A 24,395-nucleotide genomic window follows, 5' to 3' on the forward strand; every position below is an offset into this window, starting at 1 on the left:
CTTTGCTTAATTCATCCAGTCCTTGACCCAATCCATCACCGATTCGGCGGGATTCGTGCCGCCACAGGCTGCACCGGGTGGCGGTTCGCTGCCGCGAATATACGGCATCTGTACTGCGCCCGGGCAATTGGCGTCGGAACCTTGGCCAGTACGCGAATCAACCCAGGCCTGGACGATATTGTCCGGTTGCGGCATGTCTAGCGGCAACGGGTCGGCCTTGCGCATGAAACTGGTCCAGACCTGCAGCGCGCCGGTGGCGCCGGTGAACGGGGTCTTGCCGTTGTCATCACGCCCGAGCCAGACCACCGCCAGCAGGTCCTGGCTGAAACCGGCGAACCAGCTGTCACGCGAGTCGTTACTGGTGCCGGTCTTACCCGCCAGGGTCAGGGTCCGGGGCAGCACGTTATAGACCGAACTGCCGGTGCCTTCACGCATGACCCGCTGCATCGCGCTCTGGATCAGGTAAATGGATGCCGGATCGAAACGTTGCTGGATCTGGAACGGATAACGCTTGAGCGGCTCGCCATCGGCGGTCAGCACGCTGCGAATCCCGCGCATCGGTGTATTGAAACCGCCGTTGGCCAACGTCTGGTACATCGCCGCCACTTCTATTGGCGTCAGCCCACCAGCCCCCAGCAGCATCGACGGGAAGGCCGGGAATTCGCGGCTTACCCCCAGGCGCGCCAGGGTCTTGAGTACGTTCGGCACGCCGACTTCCAGCCCAAGGCGAGCCGTCGACAGGTTGTAGGAATGGGCCAGCCCTTGGTAAAGGAACACCGTGCCGTGGGGGCGACGATCATAGTTTTGCGGCGTCCAGACCTGGCCGTCCGCGCCCTTGATCGAGAATGACTCGTCGGACAGCCAGCTCGTCAGCGTGTACTGGCTGGGCTTTTCCAAGGCGGTGAGGTAAACCGCTGGCTTGATCAACGAGCCGATCGGGCGCACCGCGTCCAATGCCCGGTTGAATCCCGCAAAGCTGGCCTGGCGACTGCCGATCATCGCTTGGACCTCACCGGTTTCCGGGTTGGTCACGACCATGGCCGCTTCGACTTCGTCGGAGCCCTTGCGCCCCGCCAATCGCTTGAAGGTGTCCTCGACCGAGGCTTCGGCCTTCATCTGCAGGATCGGGTCGAAACTGGTGAAGATGCGCAGGCCTTCTTCGGTCAAGTCTTCGTCGCGGTAGTCTTCCCGCAGTTGCCGCTTGACCAGGTCCATGAACCCTGGGAACGAACTGTCCGCCAGGCTGCCACGCTTGGTCACGCCCAACGGCATCTTTTTCGCCGCTTCGACTTGCTCGGCTGTCGCCACACCTTGTTGTTGCAGCAAGTCGAGCACCAGGTTGCGCCGCTCGAGGGCACGCTCCGGATTCCGACGCGGGTTGTAGGAAGACGGCCCCTTGACCATGCCCACCAGCAGCGCCACTTGATGCAACTTGAGTTCGGACAGCGGCTGGCTGAAGAAGAACTGGCTGGCAAGGCCGAAACCGTGCACCGCCCGTTGACCGTCCTGGCCGACGAAGACCTCGTTGAGGTAGGCCTCCAGGATCTCCTGCTTGTCGTAGTGCAACTCCAGCAACAACGCCATCATGGCTTCGGTGAGCTTGCGGGTCAGGCTGCGCTCGTTGGTCAGGTAGAAGTTCTTGACCAACTGTTGGGTCAGGGTACTGCCGCCCTGGCGCATATGGCCCGAGGAAGTGTTGACCCAAATAGCCCGGGCAATCGATTTGGGCGAGACGCCGAAGTGATGGTAGAAGTCGCGGTCTTCGACGGCGATCAGCGTATCGAGCAGGAACGGTGGGACCTGGTCGATCTTGATCAGGATCCGGTCTTCGAGATTCTTGGGGTACAGGCCACCAATGAGCAGCGGCTCAAGGCGCACCACCGACAGGCTCGCGTTGTTGGCGCCGGTCAGCGCAGCCACGTAGTCGCCGGAAAAACGCACCCGAACCGGTTGCGCCTGTTCCATGCCTTCATAGAACTGGAAACCACGGGTGTTGAGGTCGATGGTATTGCCATTGACCGAGGCCGCACCCGGACCATTGGCCACGCTTTCACGGCGATAACCCAAGGCATCGAGTTCGGTCAGGAAGTCGGCCTTGCTCAACTTTTGTCCGACGAACAGCTCCAACGGCCGGGCATAGACCTTGGCCGGAATGGTCCAGCGCTTGCCGGAGAACTTCTCCTGGACCACGGCATCGAGATAGACCGCAAAACCGGCGAGCACGACGAGGCCCACCAGGCTGAGTTTAAGGGCCCAGCCCAGCCAGGGCCGCAGGCGGCTGGCGGGTGGTTTCTTGGGGGTACGGGGGGATCGGGTACGAGTCATGGCGGCGGATTATACGCACTTTGCTGCGGTTCAACATGAGCCCCCCACGCGGTTTGCGTTAGCGCGGCTAGCGGCCATAATGACGGCCTTGAATTTTCCAGCCTATGAAGGACCGCCCGTGAGCCAATCCCTGATCGCCGCCTTGCAAAACCCGGCCCTCTACCCGCATCCCGTCGAAGCGTTCCAGGTCATCGAAACCCACATTTCCTGGGTATTGCTCACCGGGCCTTACGCCTACAAATTCAAAAAGCCGGTCAACTTCGGCTTCCTCGATTTCACCAACCTCCAAGCGCGCCAGCATTTCTGCAGCGAAGAGTTGCGCCTGAACCAGCGCCTGACCCGGGACCTGTACCTGGAAGTCCTGCCGATTTCCGGCAGCGCCGAAGCGCCACAGCTCGGCGGCGACGGCCCGGCCATCGAATACGCCCTGAAAATGCGTCAATTCCCCCAGAGCCAATTGCTCAGCACACTGCAAGCCAACGGCGAACTGACCACCGCGCACATCGACGAGATGGCCGCCCAGATCGCCCAGTTCCACCTCTCCACGCCCAAGGTGCCCGCCGAAAACGTCGCCGGCACGCCGCAAAGCGTGATGGCGCCGGTGCTGCAGAACTTCGAACAGATCCGTCCGTTCCTCAACGACAAGGCCGACCTGCTGCAACTTGAAGCACTGCAAGCCTGGGCCGAAAGCAGTTTCGAACGCCTCAAGCCGCTGCTCACCCAGCGCAAGGCCGACGGTTTCATCCGCGAATGCCACGGTGATATCCACCTGGGCAACGCCACCGTGATCGACGGCAAGGTGGTGATTTTCGACTGCATCGAATTCAACGAACCGTTCCGCTTCACCGACGTCTACGCCGACACCGGCTTCCTGGCGATGGACCTGGAAGATCGCGGCCTCAAATCGTTGGCGCGGCGTTTCGTCAGCCAATACCTGGAACTGACCGGCGACTACCAGGGCTTGGAGCTGCTGAACTTCTATAAAGCCTACCGCGCCCTCGTCCGGGCCAAAGTCGCACTGTTCAGCATGCCGGCCGAAGCCGATCCGGTGCAGCGCGCAACCACCCTGCGCCAATACCGCAACTACGCCAACCTGGCCGAAAGCTACAGCACCATTCCTTCGCCCTTCCTGGCCATCACCCACGGTGTTTCGGCCGTTGGCAAAAGCCATGTCGCGATGCGCCTGGTCGAAGCACTGGGGGCCATTCGCCTGCGTTCGGACGTGGAGCGCAAGCGCCTGTTCGGCCAACAACAGGTCCCCAACGATCCGCAGGCCGGCATTTATGGCAGCGACGCCAGCAGCGCCACCTACGCCCACCTGCATGAAGTCGCCGCGACGATCCTGCGCGCCGGTTTCCCGGTGGTGATCGATGCCACCTATCTCAAGCACGATCAGCGCGATGCCGCGGCAAAAGTCGCCGAGGCCACCGGCGCTCCGTTCCTGATTCTCGACTGCGACGCGCCGCAAGCGGTCATCGAAAGCCGACTGGCGCAGCGCCAGGCCGACCAGCAAGACCCCTCCGATGCGAACCTGGCGGTCATTGCCGCACAACAGTCCAGCCGCGAAGCCCTGACCCCGGCGGAAATTCTCTGCAGCAAACGGGTCCAAACCAATGAAAGCGGTACGCTCGACATTGTCGTCGCGCAAATCCGCCAGCGTTTGCCAGGCCTGTAAATCACTATTTTGGCCGTGAGGCGATGCCCGGCTTCACGGCCAATAAATAGTGGCACTATACTGGCGTCATAAAACCAACAGGTGATATGAAATGAGCCATCCCAAGATTCTCAACAGCCCGCTTTATGCTCTGCTGCGCAAAGATGACATTTCAGGCTTCAACAAGGAGCGCCCTCAAGGCACGGTCGACATGCGCGGCGGCGATTTTCGCGGCCTCGATCTGCGGGAACTGAATGCGGACGACGTCGATTTCACCGATGCGTATTTCCGTGCCACCGATTTACGCGGCATCGATTTCCGCAAATCATCATTGGAAGGCGCGAGCCTGGCCCATGCGCAGATATCCGGGGCCTACTTCCCGCCCGAGCTGTCTGCGGACGAAATCCTGATGTCGATGAATTTCGGCACCCGATTGCGCTACCGCACCCGCTGATAATCTCTAACGAGGCCGGTCAACCCGCGGCCCTGCCACGACCGAACACATCTCCAGCGCCCTCGCTTGCGCTGGAGAATGCAGTCTATTCCCACCTCATCGTGCGTAATGCATTAGAAGCTTTTGCGTCGAATCCCACCAAAGAATCACGTTTTTCCTACTGACCGCTACACTGCTCAGAAGCTTGCCCACCGCACCAGTCGGCCGTCGCAAGGAGGCTCGATGAATGATGAACTGCAACACCTGAAGAATCTGGGCAAGACATCGGCCCAGTGGCTGCACGCCGTGGGTATCCACAGCGCTTCTGATCTACGCCGGCTCGGGGCCGTGGATGCCTATCGCGCCGTGCGCACTCGCGGTTTCCGGGCGTCCAAGGTGTTGCTCTACGCCATCGAGGGTGCGTTGATGGATGTGCATTGGAATGACATCCCCGCTGAACGCAAGGAAGCCTTGAATAAACAGCTGGACGCTATTTCGACGCGTCACAAAGCCTGACACCCCTTTTCGTTCCCTGTGCGAACCCTGGCCACGAGGTTATTTCGACGAATCGTAAAACAATGTTTGACATGGTAATGAGAATCGCTATGATTAGCACATCCGGTCGCGAGACTGGTCGATATTTGAACAGCCCTTGGTTCGGACTCTCAGATATCTCCTCATCAGGCTAATCACGGTTATTTGACCCGGCTCTTGCCGGGTCTTTTTTTGCCTGCAATTTCATTGACGGATGTGTTCACGCATCTGCACACAATAATCCTGTGGCGGCATGGCCGGGGTGTACCACACGTAATCGGCCATGGCCGACGTTACGTCACTGCCCTCCTCAGCCAGCATCAGGACGACCGGTGCCTCGCTGGCGCCAAGATCCAGCGTATGCAGCGGCATACCGACATCTTTTCGCCCATGCCAGGCGCCAGCGAACAACAATGCCGGTGTCGGCGCTTGCAGCAAACGTTCGGCCATGCGCCGGTCACGCTGTTGCTGTACGGCCAGCATTGGCGGCATTTGCGACTCTGGCAGCAAACCGCAGTGGGATTCACGAATCTGTTCCAACAACGCGTCCTTCACCGTGACGGCATTGGAGCGAGCGCCCGCCAAGCCGGGCGCTTGCCGATAGAAGCGCTGGATCTCAGTGGCGTCCAGATTGGCGGCCAACAATGGATAACGTTGCGCCAGGGCAAACTCGACGATGGGCCCATAGAGATTCCAATCCCAGCCGGGGGACCAGGCCAGCGCGCCGGGCAAATCCTTGGGCAAGGCGGGCAACTGGCGAACGGAATCAACCCGTGGCTGTTGCGCGGGGGTGAGCATTTCCAGCAACAGGCTGCCTTGGGCCCGCTGTCCGGCCAAGGATTGGAGTAGCCATCGCTGCAGCACGTGGTGATCAGGATTGTCGTGTCGCTCACCCACCACTACCCGTGGCGCCCTTGCCAGGCGTTCGACCAACACTTGGGGCGTCACGGCCTGACCGTTGTGCAAGTCACGAATCCGTCCGCCAAGCGGGGGCGGTGCAATGCTCTGGCAGGCCGTCAGTACACTTAATGCCAGGATCAGGAACAAGCGCACGTCCATATCCTCCAGGGCGCCCTCAGCGGGCAATGATCAACGGATGCCCGCGCTCCGGATGGTCTTGCACCAGCACGTCCAGGCCGAACACCGCCTTGAGCGGTTCCGGGCGCAGCACCTGCCGGGGCGTGTCCAGGGCCACCGGTCGACCGGACGCGAGCAGCAACAGGCGATCACAGTAACGCGCCGCCAGGTTCAGGTCATGCAGGATTACCAACACAGCAGCGCCGCGACTGGCGAACTCCCGCACCGCCTGGAGGATGGTGTGCTGGTGCAACGGATCGAGCATCGAAGTCGGCTCGTCCAGCAACAGGGTTTGCCCCGCTTCACCGGGCCACAACTGGGCCAGCACCCGCGCCAGATGCACCCGCTGGCGCTCCCCACCGGACAACGCCAGGTAACTGCGGCCGTGGAGATGCGCGGCGTCTGCCGCTTGCAGCGCCGCGGCGACAATTTGCTCGTCCCGCAGCCGACCGCTCTGGTGCGGCAGGCGCCCCATGCCGACGACCTCCTCGACACGGAAAGCAAAATCCAGGGTCGACGATTGCGGCAAGACCGCCACGCGGCGGGCGCGCTCGGCACCCTGCCAGTGAGCCAGCGGCCGGTCATCGAGCCATACCTGCCCCTGGCTTGGGCGCAATTCGCCACACAGGCCCGCCAGCAAGGTGCTTTTACCCGCACCGTTAGGCCCGAGCACCCCCAGCACTTCGCCGGGGTTGAGCAGCAGGTCGACGCCCGCCAGCACGGTTTTCCGGCCACGTTGAATGTGCAGGTTCTGCGCTTGCAGCATCAGGCGCGCCCTCGCACCAATAGATAGAGAAAGAACGGCGCGCCGATGAACGCCGTGACGATGCCGATCGGCAATTCCGCCGGGGCCAGCGCCAGGCGTGCCACCAGGTCGGCCAGCAACAACAGGCTCGCGCCCGCCAGCACCGAAGCGGGCAACAAGACCCGGTGATCAGGGCCGGCCACCAGGCGCACCAGATGCGGCACCACCAGCCCGACAAAGCCGATCATGCCCGCCGCCGCCACCGCCGCGCCAACCCCCAGCGCCGTACAAAACACCAGCTCACGCTTGAGGGCTTCGACGTTGACACCCAGGTGGGCGGCCTCGGACTCGCCCAGCAACAGCGCATTGAGTTGCCGGGCCCGGCGTGGCAACCAGAGCGCGACGCCGGCGCTGACCAGCAACAGCGGCCACAACCTCGTGTAGCTGGCGCCGTTGAGACTGCCCAGGTTCCAGAACGTCAAGGTGCGCAGGGTCGCGTCATCCGCCAGGTAAGTGAACAGGCCGACGGCGGAACCGGACAACGCGGTCAAGGCAATGCCGGCCAAGAGCATGGTCGCGACATGGGTCTGGCCATTGCGTCGACCGAGACGATAGACCAGCGCCGTCACGCCGAGCCCGCCGAGGAACGCACACAACGACAACACGTAGGGACCAAAGGCTTCGGGCAACCCGCCCAGCGTCGAGCCAGCGACAATCGCGAATGCGGCCCCGAGCGCCGCGCCGCTGGACACCCCCACCAGCCCCGGGTCCGCCAGTGGATTACGGAACAGACCCTGCATCGCCACGCCGGACAACGCCAACACCCCGCCCACCGCCAAGCCGAGCAGCGTGCGTGGCAAACGGATCTGGCCGAGGATCAGTTCGGCCTGCTCGAGGCCATCGGCGGCCACAGGCAAACCCGACAAGCGCAAGGCGGCGCGCAAAGTGTCCAGCAGCGGCAGGCTCACCGGCCCCAGGGCCAGGGACAACCAGGTCGCCAGCAGACACAGCAGGCCCAGGCCGGTGAATAAAGTGCGTGGCTTGACCAACGCGGTCATGGCGCCGTGGCCGACTCAGCCGGATAGAAGCCGGCCGTCAGTTTCACCAGGCTTTGTGGCAGACGCGGACCCAACCCGCCCACCAACAGCGTCGGGTCGAGCTCCATGACGCGCCCTTCCCTGGCGGCCCGGGTCGAGGACAGAATCGGGTTTTCCCTGAACAACGCCGCTCGCGCCTCTTCACCGCTCAGGGCACGGTCGGCAAAGACCAACACTTCAGGATTCAGGCCAGCCAGGCTTTCCACGGAAAAAGACTTGTAGCCATTGTGGGTCGCGAGGTTGTGACCGCCGGCCTGCTGCAACAGCCAGTCGGCGGAAGTGCCCTTGCCAGCGACCAGTGGCTTGCCACCGGAACTGCCCACCAACAGCAATACCCCGGGTGCCTTTTGCTTGCGCTGGGCCTCGACTATACGGGCGTGTTGCTGGGTGAGCTGTTCCTGGTAACGATCAAACACCTGGGCCGCCGCGGCCTCGGCCCCCAGCAACTGGCCCAAGTGGCGCAAATTGCCTTGCAACGTCGGCAGGTCAGGGGTGGCCGAGAACAGTTCGACCTGCACGCCGGCGCTGCGGATTTGCGCCAGCACCGGTGGAGGTCCCATTTCTTCGGTGCCCACCAGGATCTGCGGGCGCAGGCTCAATACACCCTCGGCGGACAATTGTCGCTGATAGCCAATGCTGGGCAGGGCCCGCAACGACTCAGGATGCTGGCTGGTGGTGTCCACGCCCACCAGTTTCGATTCGCCACCCAGGGCACTGACCCACTCCGAAAGGGCGCCGCCAGCGCTGACCCAACGCTGCGGCGACTCAGCGGCGCTGATCCCCTGGTTGACCAACAGTGCGACACAGAGCGCAACAACGCGGATGTTCAGGCGCATCGGGCAGCTTCCTCGAAGAAGTTTTTCACAGGACCGGGTAGGGCCAAGTATCCTCAGCCACCTGCGAAGGAGGCGCCATTTGATAATTGTTTTCATTTGACCGTCAAGCATGGATCTTTTGCCACACGAAACCTTGTGGGAGCGAGCTTGCTCGCGATAGCGGCCTGTCAGTCACTCAGATGTTGAATGTGTCACCGTCATCGCGAGCAAGCTCGCTCCCACAATGGATTCACTCCGACAAATATTGAGATACACATGAAGTTTCTTTGTACCGCCGCCCAATTGCCCGACAACGGCAGTCGCGGCTTCGAGCTCGATGGGCGCAAGCTCCTGGCCGTGCGACGCGCCGGCCAGGTGTACGTCTATCTCAATCGCTGCCCGCACCGTGGCGTGCCGCTGGAATGGCAACCCGACCAGTTCCTCGACCCCAGCGCCAGCCTGATCCAGTGCGCCACTCACGGCGCGCTGTTCCTGATCGAAAGCGGTGAATGCGTGGCCGGCCCCTGCGCCGGTCAGTTCCTCGCTGCCCTAGATAGCCGGGAGGACGAGCACGGCGTCTGGGTCGAGCTCTAGCAACACCGGCAACGCACGGTCCACCCACATCTGCTCGGGCGTCAGCGTGACCCCGTAGGCCAGCACCTCCACACCCGCCGCCACCGCGTCACGCAGGGCAACTGCGTACACCGGGTCGATTTCGTGTGCCGGGCGCACGGCCTCGATACCACTGAGGTTCACGCAATACAGCTGCACCGCCCGCACGCCTTGCCGGGCCAGGCAGGCCAGTTCTCTCAAGTGTTTGGCCCCACGCAAGGTCACCGCATCGGGAAACGCTGCCACGTGGGTGCCATCGAACCCCAGCGTGACACTTTTGACTTCGACCCAGGCCGAGCCCAGCTCATAGTCCAGGCGAAAATCGATACGGCTGTTTTCCACGCCGTACGCCACTTCACGCTTGAGCCCGGTAAACCCGTTCAGTTCGCTAATGATCCCGGCGCGCAGGGCCTCCTCGACCAAGGCATTGGCCCGTGCGGTATTGATGCAGGCGAGCCGTCCCTGAGGGGTTTCGCCGATTTCCCAAGTGCCGGGCAACTTGCGCTTGGGGTCGCTGGAGCGACTGAACCAGACGCGCGCGCCTTCGGCCATGCAATTGAGCATCGAGCCAGTGTTGGGGCAGTGAATAGTAAGAAGTTCGCCGTGAACGGTCTCGATATCAGCGAGAAAACGCTTGTAACGTCGAATCAAGCGGCCTTCTTCCAACGCAGGGGAAAAACGCATCAGCCTTGCCAACTCCGCAGTCCGCGCCCGATTCGCTCCACCGCTTCCTGTAACCGCGGCAGGCTCTGTGTATAGGCGAAACGCACATGGTGGCCGGCCTGGTGGCGTCCGAAGTCCAGACCCGGCGTGAAGGCCACGTGTTCGGTTTCCAGGAAGTGCTGGCAGAACGCAAAGGCATCGCCGCCGAACGCGCTGATGTCGGCATAGAGGTAAAACGCCCCTTGCGGCTCCACCGCGATGCCGAAGCCCAATTCCCGCAAGGCCGGTAGCAGAAAGTCGCGGCGCAACGCGAACTCGGCCCGACGCTGCTCGAAGATTTCGATCGTGGCGGGCTCGAAACAGGCCAGGGCGGCATACTGGGCCATGCTCGGCGCACTGATGTAGAGGTTCTGCGCAAGCTTTTCCAGCTCGCCGATGGCCGCCGAAGGGGCCACCAGCCAGCCGAGCCGCCAACCGGTCATGCCGAAATACTTGGAAAAACTATTGAGGACAAAGGCATCGTCGTCCACTTCCAATACGCTGGCGGCGTCGGTGCCGTAGGTCAGGCCGTGATAGATCTCGTCGACCACCAGATGACCGTTGTGGCCCTTGATGGCCTTGGACAACCCCGCCAGCTCGTCCCGGGTCAGAATCGTTCCGGTCGGGTTGGCCGGCGAGGCCACCAATGCGCCGACGCTGTCCTGGTCCCAATGGCGGTTCACCAGGTCCGGCGTCAGTTGGTAACGCACATCCGGTCCCACCGGCACCAATTGCGCCGCGCCTTCCACCAGGCGCAGGAAATGACGGTTACAGGGATAGCCAGGGTCGGCCAACAGCCAATGCTTGCCCGGGTCGACCAACAAAGCGCTGGCCAGCAGCAGCGCGCCAGAGCCGCCCGGCGTGATCATGATGCGTCGAGGGTCAATGTCGACGCCGTAGCGCTGCCCATAGAAACCCGAGATGGCCTCGCGCAGCTCAGGGATGCCCCGGGCCGCGGTGTAACGGGTCTTGCCCGCCGCCAGCGCGGCCTGGCCGGCCTGGATAATCGGCTCGGCAGTAGTGAAGTCCGGCTCGCCGATCTCCAGGTGAATAACGTCATGCCCGGCGGCTTGCAGTTCGTTGGCGCGGGCCAACAGCGCCATCACATGGAAAGGTTCGATGGCGCGGCTGCGCGCACTGTAGGGCTGAGCCATTGGCCTTCCTTCAGGGGAAAAAGAATCGATTCTACCCAACTCGGGAACAACTGCGGGAACGAGCACGAACCCAAAGCGGTCTGAGCCCTCGGATTGCAGGAAATGACTCCCGCGATTGGCCCAGGCTTGACTAGAATCAAGCATTGAGCAGGTTGACATCCCCACCGAAGCGAACCCGGCCACGTTTTACAAGCCCCGGCCGCCGCAGGCTCGACAACCGGGAGTAGCGCGGCCCGATTTGATCTGGTAAGTTCGCCCGCTTGCAGCCGCAGGGCCGGCAGGTGTCGGTGATGGAGCAATCCTGCGTAGTGGATTACAAGAGTAGAGGCGGTCCATTCATGCCCACCCAAGCAAAGCAAAATCAAAATCAAACGCTCAGCGGGTTTGAGCCGTACGTCCCGCAAGCTGGCGAAGAGTACATGGGCGCCCCCATGCGCGCGCACTTCACCAAGATCCTGAACAAGTGGAAACAGGACTTGATGCAGGAAGTCGACCGCACCGTGGATCACATGAAAGACGAAGCGGCCAACTTCCCCGACCCGGCCGACCGTGCCAGCCAGGAAGAAGAGTTCAGCCTCGAGCTGCGCGCCCGTGACCGTGAGCGCAAGCTCATCAAGAAAATCGACAAGACCCTGCAACTGATCGAAGACGAAGAGTACGGTTGGTGCGAGTCCTGCGGCGTCGAGATCGGCGTCAAGCGTCTGGAGGCGCGTCCGACCGCCGACATGTGTGTCGACTGCAAGACCCTGGCGGAAATCAAGGAAAAACAGGTCGGCAAGTAATTGCCGGGGCTGTCACCGAAACGGAGCGTTCATACGCTCCGTTTTTTGTTTCCGATATTTTCTCCAAGCCTGGTGAACCCATGTGGGAGCGGGCTTGCTCGCGAAAGCGGTGGATCAGCCAGCATTGATGTACAGATACACCGCCTTCGCGAGCAAGCCCGCTCCCACAAGGGAATTATGCTTCGGCATCAAGATTTGTATGCCTTTCGCCCGGACCCAGTAACATTCGCCTATGACTGCCTACATCGGACGCTTCGCCCCCACCCCCAGCGGCCACTTGCATTTTGGTTCGCTGGTCGCCGCACTGGCTTCGTACCTGGACGCCCGGGCTGTGGGTGGGCGTTGGTTGCTGCGCATGGAGGACCTCGACCCGCCCCGGGAGGAGCCGGGTGCGCAAGCGGCAATTCTCCAGGCGCTGGAAAGCTACGGGTTCGAATGGGACGGCGAGATGGTTCGCCAGAGCGAACGCCATGACGCCTACGATCAGATCATCAACCGGCTGTTCAGCCAAGGGTTGGCCTATGCGTGCACCTGTTCACGCAAGCAACTGGAGGCCTACCAGGGTATTTATCCGGGATTGTGCCGCAATGCCGGGCACGGCACCGAGGACGCCGCCATCCGCCTGCGCGTCCCCGAGCTTGAATACCACTTCACCGACCGGGTCCAGGGCGAGTTCCGCCAGCACCTCGGCCGTGAGGTCGGTGACTTCGTGATCCGCCGCCGCGACGGGCTCTACGCTTATCAACTGGCCGTGGTCCTGGACGACGCCTGGCAAGGGGTGACCGATATCGTGCGCGGCGCCGACCTGCTGGACTCCACGCCGCGCCAGCTCTACCTGCAAGAACTGCTCGGGTTGCCGCAACCGCGTTACCTCCACGTGCCGCTGATCACCCAGCCCGACGGGCACAAGCTTGGCAAATCCTACCGTTCCCCGCCGCTGGCGGCCGACCAGGCCACGCCGCTGTTGCTAAGGGCTTTGCGAGCACTGGGCCAGCAACCGGGCCTCGAACTGGTCGATGCCAGCCCATGGGAACTGCTGGCCTGGGGCATTCGCCATTGGGATGCGGGCAAGATCCCGCGCACACTGAGCCTGCCCGAAGCGCAAATACGTTGACGGCCCTTGCAGCTTGGCGCCCATCCGTTACCATCGCCGCACGTTTTCGGGCACGCGCATAAATTAGAGAGGCCGGGATGTACATCTATCGCTTGGTCCTGCTCCTGGTAGTGGGGATTTACCTGTTCTCCCCGGCCATCATGGATTGGTGGATCGATGCCACGGGTGCCTGGTATCGGCCGTATCTGCTCTGGCTGATACTGATTGTCGTGACCTTCATCCTGCAGAGCCAAAAAGATGCCGATGAGCTTTAGCCTGACCCAGATGATCCTGATCAGCGCCGCCTACCTGGCGGTGCTGTTCGGCGTAGCCTGGATCAGCGAACGAGGCATGATCCCCCGGGCGATCATCCGCCACCCGCTGACCTACACCCTGTCGCTGGGTGTCTATGCCAGCGCGTGGGCGTTCTATGGCACGGTCGGGCTGGCCTATCAGTACGGCTATGGTTTCCTCTCCAGTTACCTGGGGGTGTCAGGGGCGTTCCTGCTGGCGCCAGTGTTGCTCTACCCGATCCTGAAAATCACCCGCACCTACCAACTGTCGTCACTGGCCGACCTGTTCGCCTTTCGCTTTCGCAGCACCTGGGCCGGCGCGCTGACCACGATCTTCATGCTGGTCGGGGTGTTGCCGCTGCTGGCCCTGCAAATCCAGGCCGTGGCCGATTCCATCAGCATCCTGACCCGCGAGCCGGTACAGCACCGAGTGGCGTTGAGCTTCTGTGCGCTGATCATTCTGTTCACGATCTTCTTCGGCTCCCGGCACATCGCCACGCGGGAAAAACACGAAGGCCTGGTGTTTGCGATCGCCTTCGAGTCGGTGATCAAGCTGATCGCCATCGGCGGTGTCGGTCTCTATGCCTTGTACGGCGTGTTCGATGGCCCGCAGCAGCTTGAGCTCTGGCTGCTGCAGAACCAGACCGCCCTCGCCGCCCTGCACACGCCTTTGCAGGAAGGCCCGTGGCGCACGCTGTTGCTGGTGTTCTTCGCCTCGGCGATCGTGATGCCGCACATGTACCACATGACCTTTACCGAAAACCTCAACCCGCGCTCGCTGGTGAGCGCCAGTTGGGGCCTGCCGTTGTTCCTGCTGTTGATGAGCCTGGCGGTGCCGCTGATCCTCTGGGCTGGCCTGAAGCTGGGCGCCAGCACCAACCCGGAATACTTCACCCTCGGCATCGGCATCGCCGCCAACAGCAAGGCCCTGGCATTATTGGCCTACGTCGGTGGCCTGTCGGCGGCCAGCGGCTTGATTATCGTCACCACGCTGGCCTTGTCGGGCATGGCCCTCAACCACTTGGTGCTACCGCTCTACCAGCCGCCAGCCGAAGGCAACATCTATCGCTGGTTGAAGTGGACCCGGCGGGCGCTGATCGTCGCGATCATCATGGCCGGCTACGGCTTCTACCTGATGCTCGGTGACGGGCAGGACCTGGCCAACCTGGGCATCGTCGCCTTCGTCGCCACCTTGCAGTTCCTGCCCGGCGTGCTGTCGGTGCTGTATTGGCCGACTGCCAACCGCCGCGGCTTCATCGCCGGCCTGCTGGCAGGGATCCTGGTGTGGCTGGTGGCGATGCTGTTGCCGCTGATGGGCAACCTGCAGGGCTTCTATATTCCGCTGCTGAACATGATCTACGTGCTCGACGACACCAGTTGGCACATGGCGGCCATCGCTTCCCTGGCGGCGAACGTGCTGATGTTCACGCTGATCTCGCTGTTCACCAACGCCAGCAGCGAAGAAGCCAGCGCCGCCGAGGCCTGTGCGGTGGACAACGTGCGTCGCCCGCAGCGCCGCGAGTTGCACGCCGCCTCACCCCAGGAATTCGCCACGCAACTGGCCAAGCCCTTGGGTGCCAAGGCCGCGCAAAAGGAAGTTGAACAGGCCCTGCGCGACCTCTACTTGCCTTTCGATGAACGCCGCCCATACGCCTTGCGTCGCCTGCGGGACCGGATCGAGGCCAACCTGTCCGGCCTGATGGGCCCCAGCGTGGCCCAGGACATGGTCGAGACGTTCCTACCCTACAAGGCTGGCGGCGAGAACTACGTCACCGAAGACATCCACTTCATCGAAAGCCGTCTCGAGGATTACCACTCGCGCCTCACCGGCCTGGCCGCCGAACTGGACGCCTTGCGCCGTTACCATCGCCAGACCCTGCAGGAATTGCCGATGGGCGTGTGCTCCCTGGCCAAGGACCAGGAAATCCTGATGTGGAACAAGGCCATGGAAGAGCTCACCGGAATCGCCGCCCAGCGCGTGGTCGGTTCCCGCCTGAGCACCCTGGGCGAGCCGTGGAAAGGCTTGCTGCAAGGGTTCATCGACCTGCCGGACGAGCACTTGCACAAACAGCACCTGGCCCTCGACGGCCAGACCCGCTGGCTGAACCTGCACAAAGCGGCAATCGACGAGCCACTGGCTCCCGGCAACAGCGGCCTGGTGCTGCTGGTGGAAGACCTGACCGATACCCAGATGCTCGAAGACAAGCTGGTCCACTCCGAACGGCTGGCAAGCATCGGCCGCCTGGCCGCCGGGGTGGCCCATGAAATCGGTAACCCGATCACCGGCATCGCCTGCCTGGCGCAGAACCTGCGCGAAGAGCGCGAGGACGACGGCGAGCTGACGGAAATCAGCGGGCAGATCCTCGAACAGACCAAGCGCGTGTCGCGCATCGTCCAGTCGCTGATGAGTTTCGCCCATGCTGGCGGCCACCAACACAATGACGAACCTGTCTGCCTGGCCGAAGTGGCCCAGGACGCCATTGGTCTGCTGGCCCTCAACCGGCGCAATTTCGAAGTGCAATTCTTCAACCTGTGCGACCCGGAGCACTGGGTCGATGGCGACCCCCAGCGGCTCGCCCAGGTGTTGATCAACCTGCTCTCCAACGCGCGGGACGCCTCACCGGCCGGCAGCGCGGTGCGGGTCAAGAGCGAAGCTTTCGAACACACGATCGACCTGATCGTCGAAGACGAAGGCAGCGGTATCCCACAGAACATCATGGACCGATTGTTCGAACCTTTCTTCACCACCAAGGATCCTGGCGAAGGCACCGGTCTGGGCCTCGCACTGGTCTATTCCATCGTTGAAGAGCATTATGGACAAATCACCATCGACAGCCCGGCCGATGTTCAGAGCCAACGCGGCACCCGTATCCGGGTGACCTTGCCGCGTCATGTCGAAGCGACGTCCGCTGTGAACTGAGACCGTCGAGAGAATCGAATCAATGCCGCACATTTTGATCGTCGAAGACGAAACAATTATCCGCTCCGCCTTGCGCCGCCTGCTGGAACGCAACCAGTACCAGGTCAGCGAAGCCGGTTCAGTGCAGGAAGCACAAGAACGTTTCAGCATCCCCACGTTCGACCTGATCGTCAGCGACCTGCGCCTGCCTGGCGCCCCGGGCACCGAGCTGATCAAGCTCGGCCAGGGCACGCCGGTGCTGATCATGACCAGCTACGCCAGCCTGCGCTCGGCGGTCGACTCCATGAAAATGGGCGCGGTGGACTACATCGCCAAACCGTTCGACCACGACGAGATGCTCCAGGCCGTGGCCCGCATCCTGCGGGATCGACAGGCGGCCACCAGCAATCCTGCGGAACCCGTCGGCAAGGCCAGCGCGTCGGCGAAAGCCGGCGCCAGCAACAATAATGGCGAAATCGGCATCATTGGCTCCTGCCCGCCCATGCAGGACCTGTACGGCAAGATCCGCAAAGTCGCGCCGACCGACTCCAACGTCCTGATCCAGGGCGAGTCGGGCACCGGCAAGGAATTGGTGGCCCGTGCCCTGCACAACCTGTCGCGCCGAGCCAAGGCACCGATGATTTCGGTGAACTGCGCGGCGATTCCGGAAAGCCTGATCGAGTCCGAACTGTTCGGTCACGAGAAGGGCGCGTTCACCGGCGCCAGCGCCGGGCGTGCCGGGCTGGTGGAAGCGGCGGACGGCGGTACGTTGTTCCTCGATGAAATCGGCGAGCTGCCATTGGAAGCCCAGGCGCGGTTGCTGCGGGTGCTCCAGGAAGGCGAAATCCGCCGGGTCGGCTCGGTGCAGTCGCAAAAGGTCGATGTCCGCCTGATCGCGGCCACCCACCGTGACCTCAAGAGCCTGGCGAAAATTGGCCAGTTCCGCGAAGACTTGTACTACCGCTTGCACGTGATCGCCTTGAAGCTCCCTGCCCTGCGCGAGCGTGGCGCCGACGTCAATGAAATCGCCCAGGCGTTTCTGGCCCGCCAGAGCGCGCGGGTCAACCGCACCGACCTCAAGTTCGCCCCGGACGCCGAACAGGCCATTCGTCATTACGCCTGGCCGGGTAACGTTCGAGAGCTGGAAAACGCGGTCGAGCGGGCGGTGATCCTGTGCGAGAGCCCGGAAATTTCCGCCGACCTGCTGGGCATCGATATCGAGCTCAGTGACCTGGACGACGAAGAATTCATCGGCCTGGCCCCGCAACAGGGCGGCGGCGCCAACAACACCAGCCACGAACCTACCGAAGACCTGTCCCTGGAGGATTACTTCCAGCACTTCGTCCTCGAGCACCAGGACCACATGACCGAAACCGAACTGGCACGCAAGCTGGGCGTCAGCCGCAAGTGCCTGTGGGAACGTCGTCAGCGCCTGGGGATTCCACGACGCAAGACCGGAGCGACCAGCGAAAGCTGAGGTGTGGGGGTAACACCGCTGAATGTGAAAAAACTGTTACCCCAGTCTTTTTCACGTAACAGAAGCCGGGGTTTACGGTAACGAAACCCCGGCTTTTTTTCGCCTCGAAAAAATGGCTATAACCCTATAACCCCCGGTTTCGCTGGGCCTCGCAAAAGTTGGCACGCACCCTGCTATAGCTTTGGTACAAGAACAATAACAAGCAATGCAAAAGACAATAAAAATAAGACGAATCGACTCACGCACAATAAAAACAAGACGGCGAGAGGCGCAGCTAACTGATTCTTTTGGAGAGGCGTTGTATTTGGGGCTTGCCCCGCAACCAGGCCGAGAATAATAAAAACTGTCTCAAGACAGCTGCCTGAACTGGTTGGATCGATTGATCACTGCAACACAGCGACCAAAGCAATCCGTTTGCTCTTGGCTCCCGATTGGGAGGGTCACGAAGGGAAAACCTCGTGGCGCGGGCACTCAACAAAAACAAGAAGCCCGAAACCAATAATAAAAACAGAGCACGCAACTAATTCTGGGGGAGCTTCGGCTCCCCTTGTGGTTTCTGGCGTTCCGCCTTCCCCGCCGCCTACACGCCTATCGCTGAAAGCTTGCAGCCCAAAACTCCTCTGTCCTACACCATCCCTCGACTAAATGCTAGAATCCCCGCCCATCATGCGGTCATTCTTCGTTTTTGGCCGAACATTCCTTCAAACAGTGCATCCCATGCTGAAGAAGCTGTTCCAGTCATTCCGTTCTCCCTTGCGTCGTACGCAACATATTCGCAGCACGCCTGAAGTGCTCAACAGCGGCCAGCATTCACTGCAAAAGGCCCAGTTCAGCCGTTATGCGGTGAACATCGTCGAACGTTTGCAGAACGCCGGCTACCAGGCTTACCTGGTCGGTGGCTGCGTGCGCGACATGCTGCTCAACATCACACCCAAGGATTTCGACGTTGCCACCAGCGCCACGCCGGAACAGATACGGGCCGAGTTTCGCAACGCCCGGATCATTGGCCGGCGCTTCAAGCTGGTCCATATCCATTTCGGCCGCGAAATCATCGAAGTGGCGACTTTCCGGGCCAATCACCCGCAGAGCGATGAAGAGGAAGACAGCAACCAGTCTTCCCGCAACGAGAGCGGGCGCATCCTGCGCGACAACGTCTACGGCACGCTGGAAGAAGACGCGCAACGCCGCGACTTCACCATCAACGCCCTGTATTACGATCCGGTCAGCGAACGCATCCTCGATTACGCCAACGGTGTACACGACATCCGCAATCGCCTGATCCGCCTGATCGGCGATCCCAAGCAACGCTACCAGGAAGACCCGGTGCGGATGCTGCGGGCCGTGCGTTTCGCCGCCAAGCTGAATTTCGGCATCGAAAAACACAGCGCCACGCCGATTCGCGAACTGGCGCCGATGTTGCGAGAAATCCCCTCGGCCCGCCTGTTCGAGGAAGTGCTCAAGCTGTTCCTGTCGGGCAACGCGGCAGATACCTTCGAGATGCTGGTGGACTTGCAGTTGTTCGATCCGCTGTTCCCCGCCAGTGCCGAGGCCCTGGAGCACAATCCGACCTATACCCACACCTTGATCAGCGAAGCACTGATCAACACCGACCTGCGCATCAAGCAGAACAAGCCGGTGACGCCGGCGTTCCTGTTCGCCGCCCTGCTCTGGCCTGCCCTGCCGGCCCGGGTGCTGCGCCTGCAAGACCGTGGCATGCCGCCGATCCCGGCGATGCAGGAAGCCGCCCACGAGCTGATCGCCGAACAGTGCCAGCGCATCGCCATTCCAAAACGCTTCACGATGCCGATCCGCGAGATCTGGGACATGCAGGAGCGCCTGCCACGGCGCAGCGGCAAACGTGCCGACTTGCTGCTGGACAACCCGCGGTTCCGCGCCGGCTACGACTTCCTCCTGCTGCGTGAAAGCGCAGGCGAGCAGACCGATGGCCTGGGCGAATGGTGGACCGACTACCAGGACGCCAACGACAGCGAGCGTCGCGACATGATTCGCGAGCTCAGCGGCAAGGATGACGGCGCCAGCGGCCCACGCAAGCGTCGTCGCAGCAGCGGTGCCAAGCGTAAACGGGCCAGTGAACCGAGCGCTTCGGGCGAATAATCGATGGAACGCATCTACATCGGCATGGGCAGCAACCTCGCCGAACCCGCCGAACAATTGCGCAGCGCCGTCCAAGCGCTGGCGCAGTTGCCTGACACGCAACTGGTAGGTGTCTCGGCGTTTTATCAAAGCGATTCTTTGCTCCCCGGCCAGCCCCGCTACACCAACGCGGTGGCAGCGCTGGATAGCCGCCTGGCACCACTGGACCTGCTCGATGCGCTGCAAGCCATCGAAACCGGACAGGGTCGCGAACGCCTCGAACGTTGGGGGCCGCGCACCTTGGATCTGGACATCCTGCTGTTCGGTGATCACCTGATCGACGAGCCACGCCTCAAGGTTCCCCACTACCACATGCAGGCCCGGGCCTTTGTGCTCTACCCGCTGGCCGAACTGGCCCCCGCCGACCTGCGTCTGGCCGATGGGCGCCTGCTCAAGGATCTCCTTGCGGCGTGCCCATTCGTCGGCCTGGAACGCTTGCCACCAATCTGACGAACACCACCTCCTGTGGGAGCAAGCTTGCTCGCGATGGCGTCATCACATCCAGCATCCAGGATGACTGACACACTGCTATCGCGAGCAAGCTCGCTCCCACAGGATCCGGGACCCAGCAGTCAGATTCGGAACACGCCCCTACGCTGAAACGCATCAGTCACCCCGGTAACACCCGGCGGTAACACATCCAATTGACTTCCCGAGTGCTCCTCACGACTATAGGCGTCCCGTCGCCGCCAACGCGGCGCTAATGGGCGTAATCCAGGCCTTACAAGCACCACGCATAGAAGGTGCGCCTGAATTCGAGCGCCTAATGAGGACTTTTTCATGCCAGCTATTACCCTGACCACGCTGCAAGGTCTCAAGCAAAAAGGTGAAAAAATCACCATGCTGACCTGCTATGACGCAACCTTCGCCCACGCCTGCAACGAGGCCGGTGTCGAAGTGCTGCTGGTGGGCGATTCCCTCGGCATGGTGCTGCAAGGTCACGACAGCACGCTGCCGGTGACCACCGCCGAGATGGCCTACCATGTGGCCGCCGTCAAACGTGGTAACACCGATGCGCTGATTCTCGCCGACCTGCCGTTCATGGCCTACGCCACCCTCGAGCAAACCATGACCAACAGCGCCATGCTGATGCAGGCCGGTGCCCACATGGTCAAGGTCGAAGGCGCGTTGTGGCTGGCCGATTCGATTCGACTACTGGCCGAGCGAGGCATTCCAGTGTGTGCGCACCTGGGCCTGACCCCCCAAGCGGTGAATATCCTCGGCGGCTACAAGGTCCAGGGCCGCAATGAGAACCAGGCGCGGCAGATGCGCGCCGATGCGATTGCCCTGGAGCAGGCGGGCGCGGCGATGTTGCTGCTCGAATGCGTGCCCAGCGAGCTGGCTGAAGAAATCACCCAGGCGGTGAAGATTCCAGTGATCGGGATCGGCGCCGGCAGCGCTACCGACGGTCAGGTACTGGTGCTGCACGACATGCTCGGATTATCGATCACCGGGCGCGTGCCCAAGTTCGTCAAGAACTTCATGGCTGGGCAAACCTCTATCCACGGCGCCTTGAGTGCCTACGTCGCGGAAGTCAAGGCCGCGACCTTCCCGGGCACCGAACACGGGTTTTCTGCATGAACACCGTCAAAACCGTACGCGAACTGCGGGCCGCCGTGGCCCGTGCCCGCGGCGAAGGCAAGCGCATTGCCTTCGTGCCGACCATGGGCAACCTGCACAGCGGTCACGTGGCGTTGGTCACCAAGGCTGCGCAACGGGCCGACTTCGTGGTGGCGAGCATTTTCGTCAACCCGCTGCAATTCGGCGCCGGCGAGGACTTGGACAAATACCCCCGTACCCTGGCGGCCGACCAGGAGAAGCTGCTCCAGGCCGGCTGCCACTTGCTGTTCGCCCCCAGCGTCGAAGAGATGTACCCCGACGGCATGACCGGACAAACCCGGGTCAGCGTTCCGCAATTGTCCGAAGGCTTGTGCGGCGCCAGCCGTCCCGGGCATTTCGAGGGTGTGGCGACGGTGGTCAGCAAACTGTTCAATATGGTCCAGCCTGACCTGGCGGTGTTTGGCCAGAAAGATTTCCAGCAACTGGCGGTGATCCGCGCCCTGGTCCATGACCTGAACATGCCGATCCAGATCATCGGCGAGCCGACCGTTCGCGCCGAAGACGGCCTGGCTCTGTCGTCACGCAACGGTTTCCTCAGCCCGGACCAACGCGCCGTCGCGCCCGTGGTCTATCGCGCCCTGAACCAGATCGCCGAGGCGATCAAGCAGGGTCAGCGGGATTTCCCGGCGCTGATCGGTGCGCAGCTCAAGCAGCTCGAAGCCGCCGGCCTGCGTCCAGACTATCTGGAAATCCGTCACGCCAAGACCTTGCGTCCAGCGTCGAGCGGGGACCGCGACCTGGTGATTCTGGTCGCCGCCTTCCTGGGCACCACACGCCTGATCGACAACCTGCACTTGGATCTCGACACCCCCGCCTAAACACTACAAATTCCCTGTGGGAGCGAGCTTGCTCGCGATAGCAGTCTGTCAGCCAATACACCTGGCACTGACCCACCGCCATCGCGAGCAAGCTCGCTCCCACATAGAGTCATCTCCCAGTGAGTCATCTGTGTTCCATCTGTCGGAGCTTTCCCGCCCCCGTTGTATAAAAAAGTACCGGGAACCAGTCAGACAAAGTCAAGACAGATCGCAACGCGAGGTTTACTGTAGTCGCCCTGTGTCCGGCGATCGTGTCGATGCAGTGTCCGGACGCCCACCTCGAGCCGCGCCGGAATTTTTCGTGTACAAAAGGTCGTTCAAGTAAAAAGGAAACCCGCAGCGATGGCGTATTACCGAACCCCTCATGACGTGACCGCTCTGCCAGCCTGGCAAGCGCTGAATGACCACCGCAAAGCCATGCAGGATTTCAGCATGCGCGAAGCGTTCAATGCCGATCCGCAGCGTTTCACACAATTCACCCTGTCGAGCTGCGGTCTGTTTCTCGACTACTCGAAAAACCTGATCAACGCCCAGACCCGCGACCTGCTGGTGGGCCTGGCCAACGAAGTCGACCTCAAGGGCGCGATCAAGGCGCTGTTCGAAGGCGAAATCGTCAACGCCTCGGAAAACCGCCCTGCCCTGCACACCGCCCTGCGTCGGCCGGTGGGGGACAAATTGCTGGTCAACGGCGTCAACGTGATGCCGGACGTGCACAAAGTGCTGAACCAGATCACTGACCTGGTCGGCCGCATTCACGACGGCCTGTGGCGCGGCTACACCGAAAAGCCCATCACCGACGTGGTGAACATCGGTATCGGTGGTTCCTTCCTCGGCCCGCAGTTGGTATCCGAAGCGCTGTTGTCCTACACGCACAAAGGCGTCCGCTGCCACTACCTGGCAAACATCGACGGCAGCGAATTCCACGAACTGACCATGAAACTGCGCGCCGAAACCACGCTGTTCATCGTCTCGTCGAAATCATTCAACACCCTCGAAACCCTGAAGAACGCCCAGGCCGCCCGCGCCTGGTACCTGGCCCAGGGTGGTTCCGAAGCGGAGCTGTATCGCCACTTTATCGCCGTGTCGAGCAACAATGCCGCCGCCGTGGCCTTCGGCATCCGTGAAGAAAACATCTTCCCGATGTGGGACTGGGTCGGCGGGCGCTACTCGCTGTGGTCGGCCATCGGCCTGCCGATCGCCCTGGCCATCGGCATGTCGAACTTCAAGGAATTGTTGTCCGGCGCCTATTCCATGGACCAGCATTTCCAGAGCGCCCCATTCGAGCAGAACATGCCGGTGCTGCTGGCGCTGCTGGGCGTGTGGTACGGCAACTTCTGGGGTGCGCAGAGCCATGCGATCCTGCCGTACGACCACTACCTGCGTAACATCACCAAACATTTGCAGCAGTTGGACATGGAATCCAACGGCAAGAGCGTGCGCCAGGACGGTACCCCGGTGTCGACCGACACGGGCCCGGTCATCTGGGGCGGTGTTGGCTGCAACGGACAGCACGCCTACCACCAGTTGCTGCACCAGGGCACCCAGTTGATCCCGGCCGACTTCATCGTGCCGATCGTCAGCTTCAACCCGGTTGCCGACCATCACCAGTGGCTGTACGCCAACTGCCTGTCCCAGAGCCAGGCACTGATGCTGGGCAAGACCCGCGCCGAGGCCGAAGCCGAGCTGCGGGACAAGGGCGCCAGCGAAGAAGAGGTGCAGAAACTGGCCTCCCACAAGGTGATCCCGGGCAACCGCCCAAGCAACACCCTGGTGGTCGAACGCATCAGCCCACGGCGCCTCGGCGCACTGGTGGCGCTGTATGAGCACAAAGTGTTCGTGCAGAGCGTGGTCTGGGGCATCAACGCCTTCGACCAATGGGGCGTGGAGCTGGGCAAGGAACTGGGCAAGGGTGTCTACAACCGCCTGGTAGGCAGCGAAGAAAACCCGGCCGAAGACGCCTCGACCCAAGGCTTGATCAACTACTTCCGCGGGCGTCATCGCGGCTGATCGTATCCCGCTCCCACAGTTGCTTTGTCACAGTTGCTTTGTGTGTGACTTGAACCCTCAGGCTACTGGGCGCATCTTTATATCTTGTCGCAAAACAAGAATAA

Annotated in this window: 21 protein-coding genes; 14 read left to right on the forward strand and 7 right to left on the reverse strand. The window is 62.0% G+C overall.

What is annotated here, in order from left to right; translation table 11 throughout:
• Window positions 1-6: 6 nt before the first annotated feature.
• Window positions 7-2,325 carry a penicillin-binding protein 1B gene (gene mrcB, locus ACLH0I_RS24950; protein ID WP_186709141.1) on the reverse strand — a complete coding sequence of 773 codons (2,319 nt, stop codon included), beginning with the start codon at window positions 2,323-2,325 and terminating at the stop codon, window positions 7-9.
• A gap of 118 nt (window positions 2,326-2,443) precedes the next feature.
• On the opposite strand from mrcB, the gene ACLH0I_RS24955 reads away from it, so the two are divergent.
• The 3 genes from ACLH0I_RS24955 to ACLH0I_RS24965 all read left to right on the forward strand — a co-directional run bounded on the left by ACLH0I_RS24955 (window position 2,444) and on the right by ACLH0I_RS24965 (window position 4,928).
• Window positions 2,444-4,000, forward strand: a complete 1,557-nt coding sequence (locus ACLH0I_RS24955) for an AAA family ATPase (RefSeq protein WP_411385642.1) — start codon at window positions 2,444-2,446, stop codon at window positions 3,998-4,000.
• Window positions 4,001-4,091: 91 nt separating this feature from the next.
• On the forward strand, window positions 4,092-4,433 hold the full coding sequence (locus ACLH0I_RS24960) for a pentapeptide repeat-containing protein (protein WP_250964577.1): 342 nt from the start codon (window positions 4,092-4,094) through the stop codon (window positions 4,431-4,433).
• Between the two features lie 222 nt (window positions 4,434-4,655).
• Window positions 4,656-4,928 carry a TfoX/Sxy family protein gene (locus tag ACLH0I_RS24965; RefSeq protein WP_003205623.1) on the forward strand — a complete coding sequence of 91 codons (273 nt, stop codon included), beginning with the start codon at window positions 4,656-4,658 and terminating at the stop codon, window positions 4,926-4,928.
• Between the two features lie 222 nt (window positions 4,929-5,150).
• Here the strand turns inward: ACLH0I_RS24965 and ACLH0I_RS24970 are convergent, their stop codons facing one another.
• Genes ACLH0I_RS24970 through ACLH0I_RS24985 form a run of 4 tightly spaced genes read right to left on the reverse strand, consistent with a single transcriptional unit; the run spans window position 5,151 to window position 8,701 of the window.
• Window positions 5,151-6,005 carry a ChaN family lipoprotein gene (locus tag ACLH0I_RS24970; RefSeq protein WP_250964578.1) on the reverse strand — a complete coding sequence of 285 codons (855 nt, stop codon included), beginning with the start codon at window positions 6,003-6,005 and terminating at the stop codon, window positions 5,151-5,153.
• A 16-nt stretch (window positions 6,006-6,021) separates the two neighbouring features.
• Complete coding sequence (locus ACLH0I_RS24975; RefSeq protein WP_411385643.1) at window positions 6,022-6,789, reverse strand: heme ABC transporter ATP-binding protein; 768 nt, start codon at window positions 6,787-6,789, stop codon at window positions 6,022-6,024.
• Window positions 6,789-7,772, reverse strand: coding sequence for a FecCD family ABC transporter permease (locus ACLH0I_RS24980; RefSeq protein ID WP_411387555.1), 984 nt, complete (start codon window positions 7,770-7,772; stop codon window positions 6,789-6,791). The genes ACLH0I_RS24975 and ACLH0I_RS24980 overlap by 1 nt, the downstream gene beginning before the upstream one ends.
• A 50-nt stretch (window positions 7,773-7,822) precedes the next feature.
• On the reverse strand, window positions 7,823-8,701 hold the full coding sequence (locus ACLH0I_RS24985) for a hemin ABC transporter substrate-binding protein (RefSeq protein ID WP_411385644.1): 879 nt from the start codon (window positions 8,699-8,701) through the stop codon (window positions 7,823-7,825).
• A gap of 255 nt (window positions 8,702-8,956) precedes the next feature.
• On the opposite strand from ACLH0I_RS24985, the gene ACLH0I_RS24990 reads away from it, so the two are divergent.
• Entirely contained in the window at window positions 8,957-9,274 is a 318-nt protein-coding gene (locus ACLH0I_RS24990; RefSeq protein ID WP_186709124.1) for a Rieske (2Fe-2S) protein, read from the forward strand.
• Here the strand turns inward: ACLH0I_RS24990 and sfsA are convergent.
• Both sfsA and ACLH0I_RS25000 read right to left on the reverse strand, forming a co-directional pair.
• Window positions 9,230-9,976 (reverse strand): DNA/RNA nuclease SfsA, encoded by a 747-nt coding sequence (gene sfsA, locus ACLH0I_RS24995; protein WP_250964582.1) that lies wholly within the window; start codon window positions 9,974-9,976, stop codon window positions 9,230-9,232. The genes ACLH0I_RS24990 and sfsA overlap by 45 nt on opposite strands.
• Window positions 9,976-11,148, reverse strand: coding sequence for a pyridoxal phosphate-dependent aminotransferase (locus ACLH0I_RS25000; RefSeq protein ID WP_411385645.1), 1,173 nt, complete (start codon window positions 11,146-11,148; stop codon window positions 9,976-9,978). Before ACLH0I_RS25000 ends, sfsA begins: the two co-directional genes overlap by 1 nt.
• 338 nt (window positions 11,149-11,486) lie before the next feature.
• Between ACLH0I_RS25000 and dksA the strand changes: the two genes are divergently transcribed.
• From dksA to pgi, 10 genes are all read left to right on the forward strand, one after another.
• A complete protein-coding gene (gene dksA / locus ACLH0I_RS25005) occupies window positions 11,487-11,930 on the forward strand; it encodes an RNA polymerase-binding protein DksA (RefSeq protein WP_186709115.1) in 444 nt (147 codons plus the stop codon).
• Between the two features lie 232 nt (window positions 11,931-12,162).
• Window positions 12,163-13,044 (forward strand): tRNA glutamyl-Q(34) synthetase GluQRS, encoded by an 882-nt coding sequence (gluQRS, locus tag ACLH0I_RS25010; protein ID WP_411385646.1) that lies wholly within the window; start codon window positions 12,163-12,165, stop codon window positions 13,042-13,044.
• Window positions 13,045-13,121: 77 nt separating this feature from the next.
• Complete coding sequence (locus tag ACLH0I_RS25015) at window positions 13,122-13,298, forward strand: hypothetical protein (protein ID WP_003176118.1); 177 nt, start codon at window positions 13,122-13,124, stop codon at window positions 13,296-13,298.
• The gene (locus ACLH0I_RS25020; protein WP_186709097.1) at window positions 13,282-16,236 is read left to right on the forward strand and encodes a sensor histidine kinase; all 2,955 of its coding nucleotides are present in this window, start codon (window positions 13,282-13,284) and stop codon (window positions 16,234-16,236) included. The genes ACLH0I_RS25015 and ACLH0I_RS25020 overlap by 17 nt, the downstream gene beginning before the upstream one ends.
• 22 nt (window positions 16,237-16,258) lie before the next feature.
• Window positions 16,259-17,692 (forward strand): sigma-54-dependent transcriptional regulator, encoded by a 1,434-nt coding sequence (locus tag ACLH0I_RS25025; protein WP_186709094.1) that lies wholly within the window; start codon window positions 16,259-16,261, stop codon window positions 17,690-17,692.
• A 717-nt stretch (window positions 17,693-18,409) separates the two neighbouring features.
• Window positions 18,410-19,807 carry a polynucleotide adenylyltransferase PcnB gene (locus ACLH0I_RS25030; protein WP_250964587.1) on the forward strand — a complete coding sequence of 466 codons (1,398 nt, stop codon included), beginning with the start codon at window positions 18,410-18,412 and terminating at the stop codon, window positions 19,805-19,807.
• Window positions 19,808-19,810: 3 nt separating this feature from the next.
• Complete coding sequence (gene folK / locus ACLH0I_RS25035) at window positions 19,811-20,296, forward strand: 2-amino-4-hydroxy-6-hydroxymethyldihydropteridine diphosphokinase (protein ID WP_411385647.1); 486 nt, start codon at window positions 19,811-19,813, stop codon at window positions 20,294-20,296.
• Window positions 20,297-20,626: 330 nt separating this feature from the next.
• Entirely contained in the window at window positions 20,627-21,427 is an 801-nt protein-coding gene (gene panB / locus ACLH0I_RS25040) for a 3-methyl-2-oxobutanoate hydroxymethyltransferase (RefSeq protein ID WP_411385648.1), read from the forward strand.
• Entirely contained in the window at window positions 21,424-22,284 is an 861-nt protein-coding gene (gene panC / locus ACLH0I_RS25045; protein ID WP_411385649.1) for a pantoate--beta-alanine ligase, read from the forward strand. Before panB ends, panC begins: the two co-directional genes overlap by 4 nt.
• 342 nt (window positions 22,285-22,626) lie before the next feature.
• On the forward strand, window positions 22,627-24,291 hold the full coding sequence (gene pgi, locus ACLH0I_RS25050; protein ID WP_186709079.1) for a glucose-6-phosphate isomerase: 1,665 nt from the start codon (window positions 22,627-22,629) through the stop codon (window positions 24,289-24,291).
• Window positions 24,292-24,395: the final 104 nt, after the last annotated feature.

This window comes from Pseudomonas sp. MPB03 (assembly GCF_046605385.1).
In the GTDB taxonomy this organism is placed as follows: domain Bacteria; phylum Pseudomonadota; class Gammaproteobacteria; order Pseudomonadales; family Pseudomonadaceae; genus Aquipseudomonas; species Aquipseudomonas zanjanensis.

Coding starts and splice junctions, on each gene's coding strand:
- mrcB (WP_186709141.1), bottom strand. CDS start 2,325: ATGACTCGTACCCGATCCCCCCGTACCCCCAAGAAACCACCCGCCAGC.
- ACLH0I_RS24960 (WP_250964577.1), top strand. CDS start 4,092: ATGAGCCATCCCAAGATTCTCAACAGCCCGCTTTATGCTCTGCTGCGC.
- ACLH0I_RS24965 (WP_003205623.1), top strand. CDS start 4,656: ATGAATGATGAACTGCAACACCTGAAGAATCTGGGCAAGACATCGGCC.
- ACLH0I_RS24970 (WP_250964578.1), bottom strand. CDS start 6,005: ATGGACGTGCGCTTGTTCCTGATCCTGGCATTAAGTGTACTGACGGCC.
- ACLH0I_RS24975 (WP_411385643.1), bottom strand. CDS start 6,789: ATGCTGCAAGCGCAGAACCTGCACATTCAACGTGGCCGGAAAACCGTG.
- ACLH0I_RS24985 (WP_411385644.1), bottom strand. CDS start 8,701: ATGCGCCTGAACATCCGCGTTGTTGCGCTCTGTGTCGCACTGTTGGTC.
- ACLH0I_RS24990 (WP_186709124.1), top strand. CDS start 8,957: ATGAAGTTTCTTTGTACCGCCGCCCAATTGCCCGACAACGGCAGTCGC.
- sfsA (WP_250964582.1), bottom strand. CDS start 9,976: ATGCGTTTTTCCCCTGCGTTGGAAGAAGGCCGCTTGATTCGACGTTAC.
- ACLH0I_RS25000 (WP_411385645.1), bottom strand. CDS start 11,148: ATGGCTCAGCCCTACAGTGCGCGCAGCCGCGCCATCGAACCTTTCCAT.
- dksA (WP_186709115.1), top strand. CDS start 11,487: ATGCCCACCCAAGCAAAGCAAAATCAAAATCAAACGCTCAGCGGGTTT.
- gluQRS (WP_411385646.1), top strand. CDS start 12,163: ATGACTGCCTACATCGGACGCTTCGCCCCCACCCCCAGCGGCCACTTG.
- ACLH0I_RS25015 (WP_003176118.1), top strand. CDS start 13,122: ATGTACATCTATCGCTTGGTCCTGCTCCTGGTAGTGGGGATTTACCTG.
- ACLH0I_RS25020 (WP_186709097.1), top strand. CDS start 13,282: ATGCCGATGAGCTTTAGCCTGACCCAGATGATCCTGATCAGCGCCGCC.
- ACLH0I_RS25025 (WP_186709094.1), top strand. CDS start 16,259: ATGCCGCACATTTTGATCGTCGAAGACGAAACAATTATCCGCTCCGCC.
- ACLH0I_RS25030 (WP_250964587.1), top strand. CDS start 18,410: ATGCTGAAGAAGCTGTTCCAGTCATTCCGTTCTCCCTTGCGTCGTACG.
- folK (WP_411385647.1), top strand. CDS start 19,811: ATGGAACGCATCTACATCGGCATGGGCAGCAACCTCGCCGAACCCGCC.
- panB (WP_411385648.1), top strand. CDS start 20,627: ATGCCAGCTATTACCCTGACCACGCTGCAAGGTCTCAAGCAAAAAGGT.
- panC (WP_411385649.1), top strand. CDS start 21,424: ATGAACACCGTCAAAACCGTACGCGAACTGCGGGCCGCCGTGGCCCGT.
- pgi (WP_186709079.1), top strand. CDS start 22,627: ATGGCGTATTACCGAACCCCTCATGACGTGACCGCTCTGCCAGCCTGG.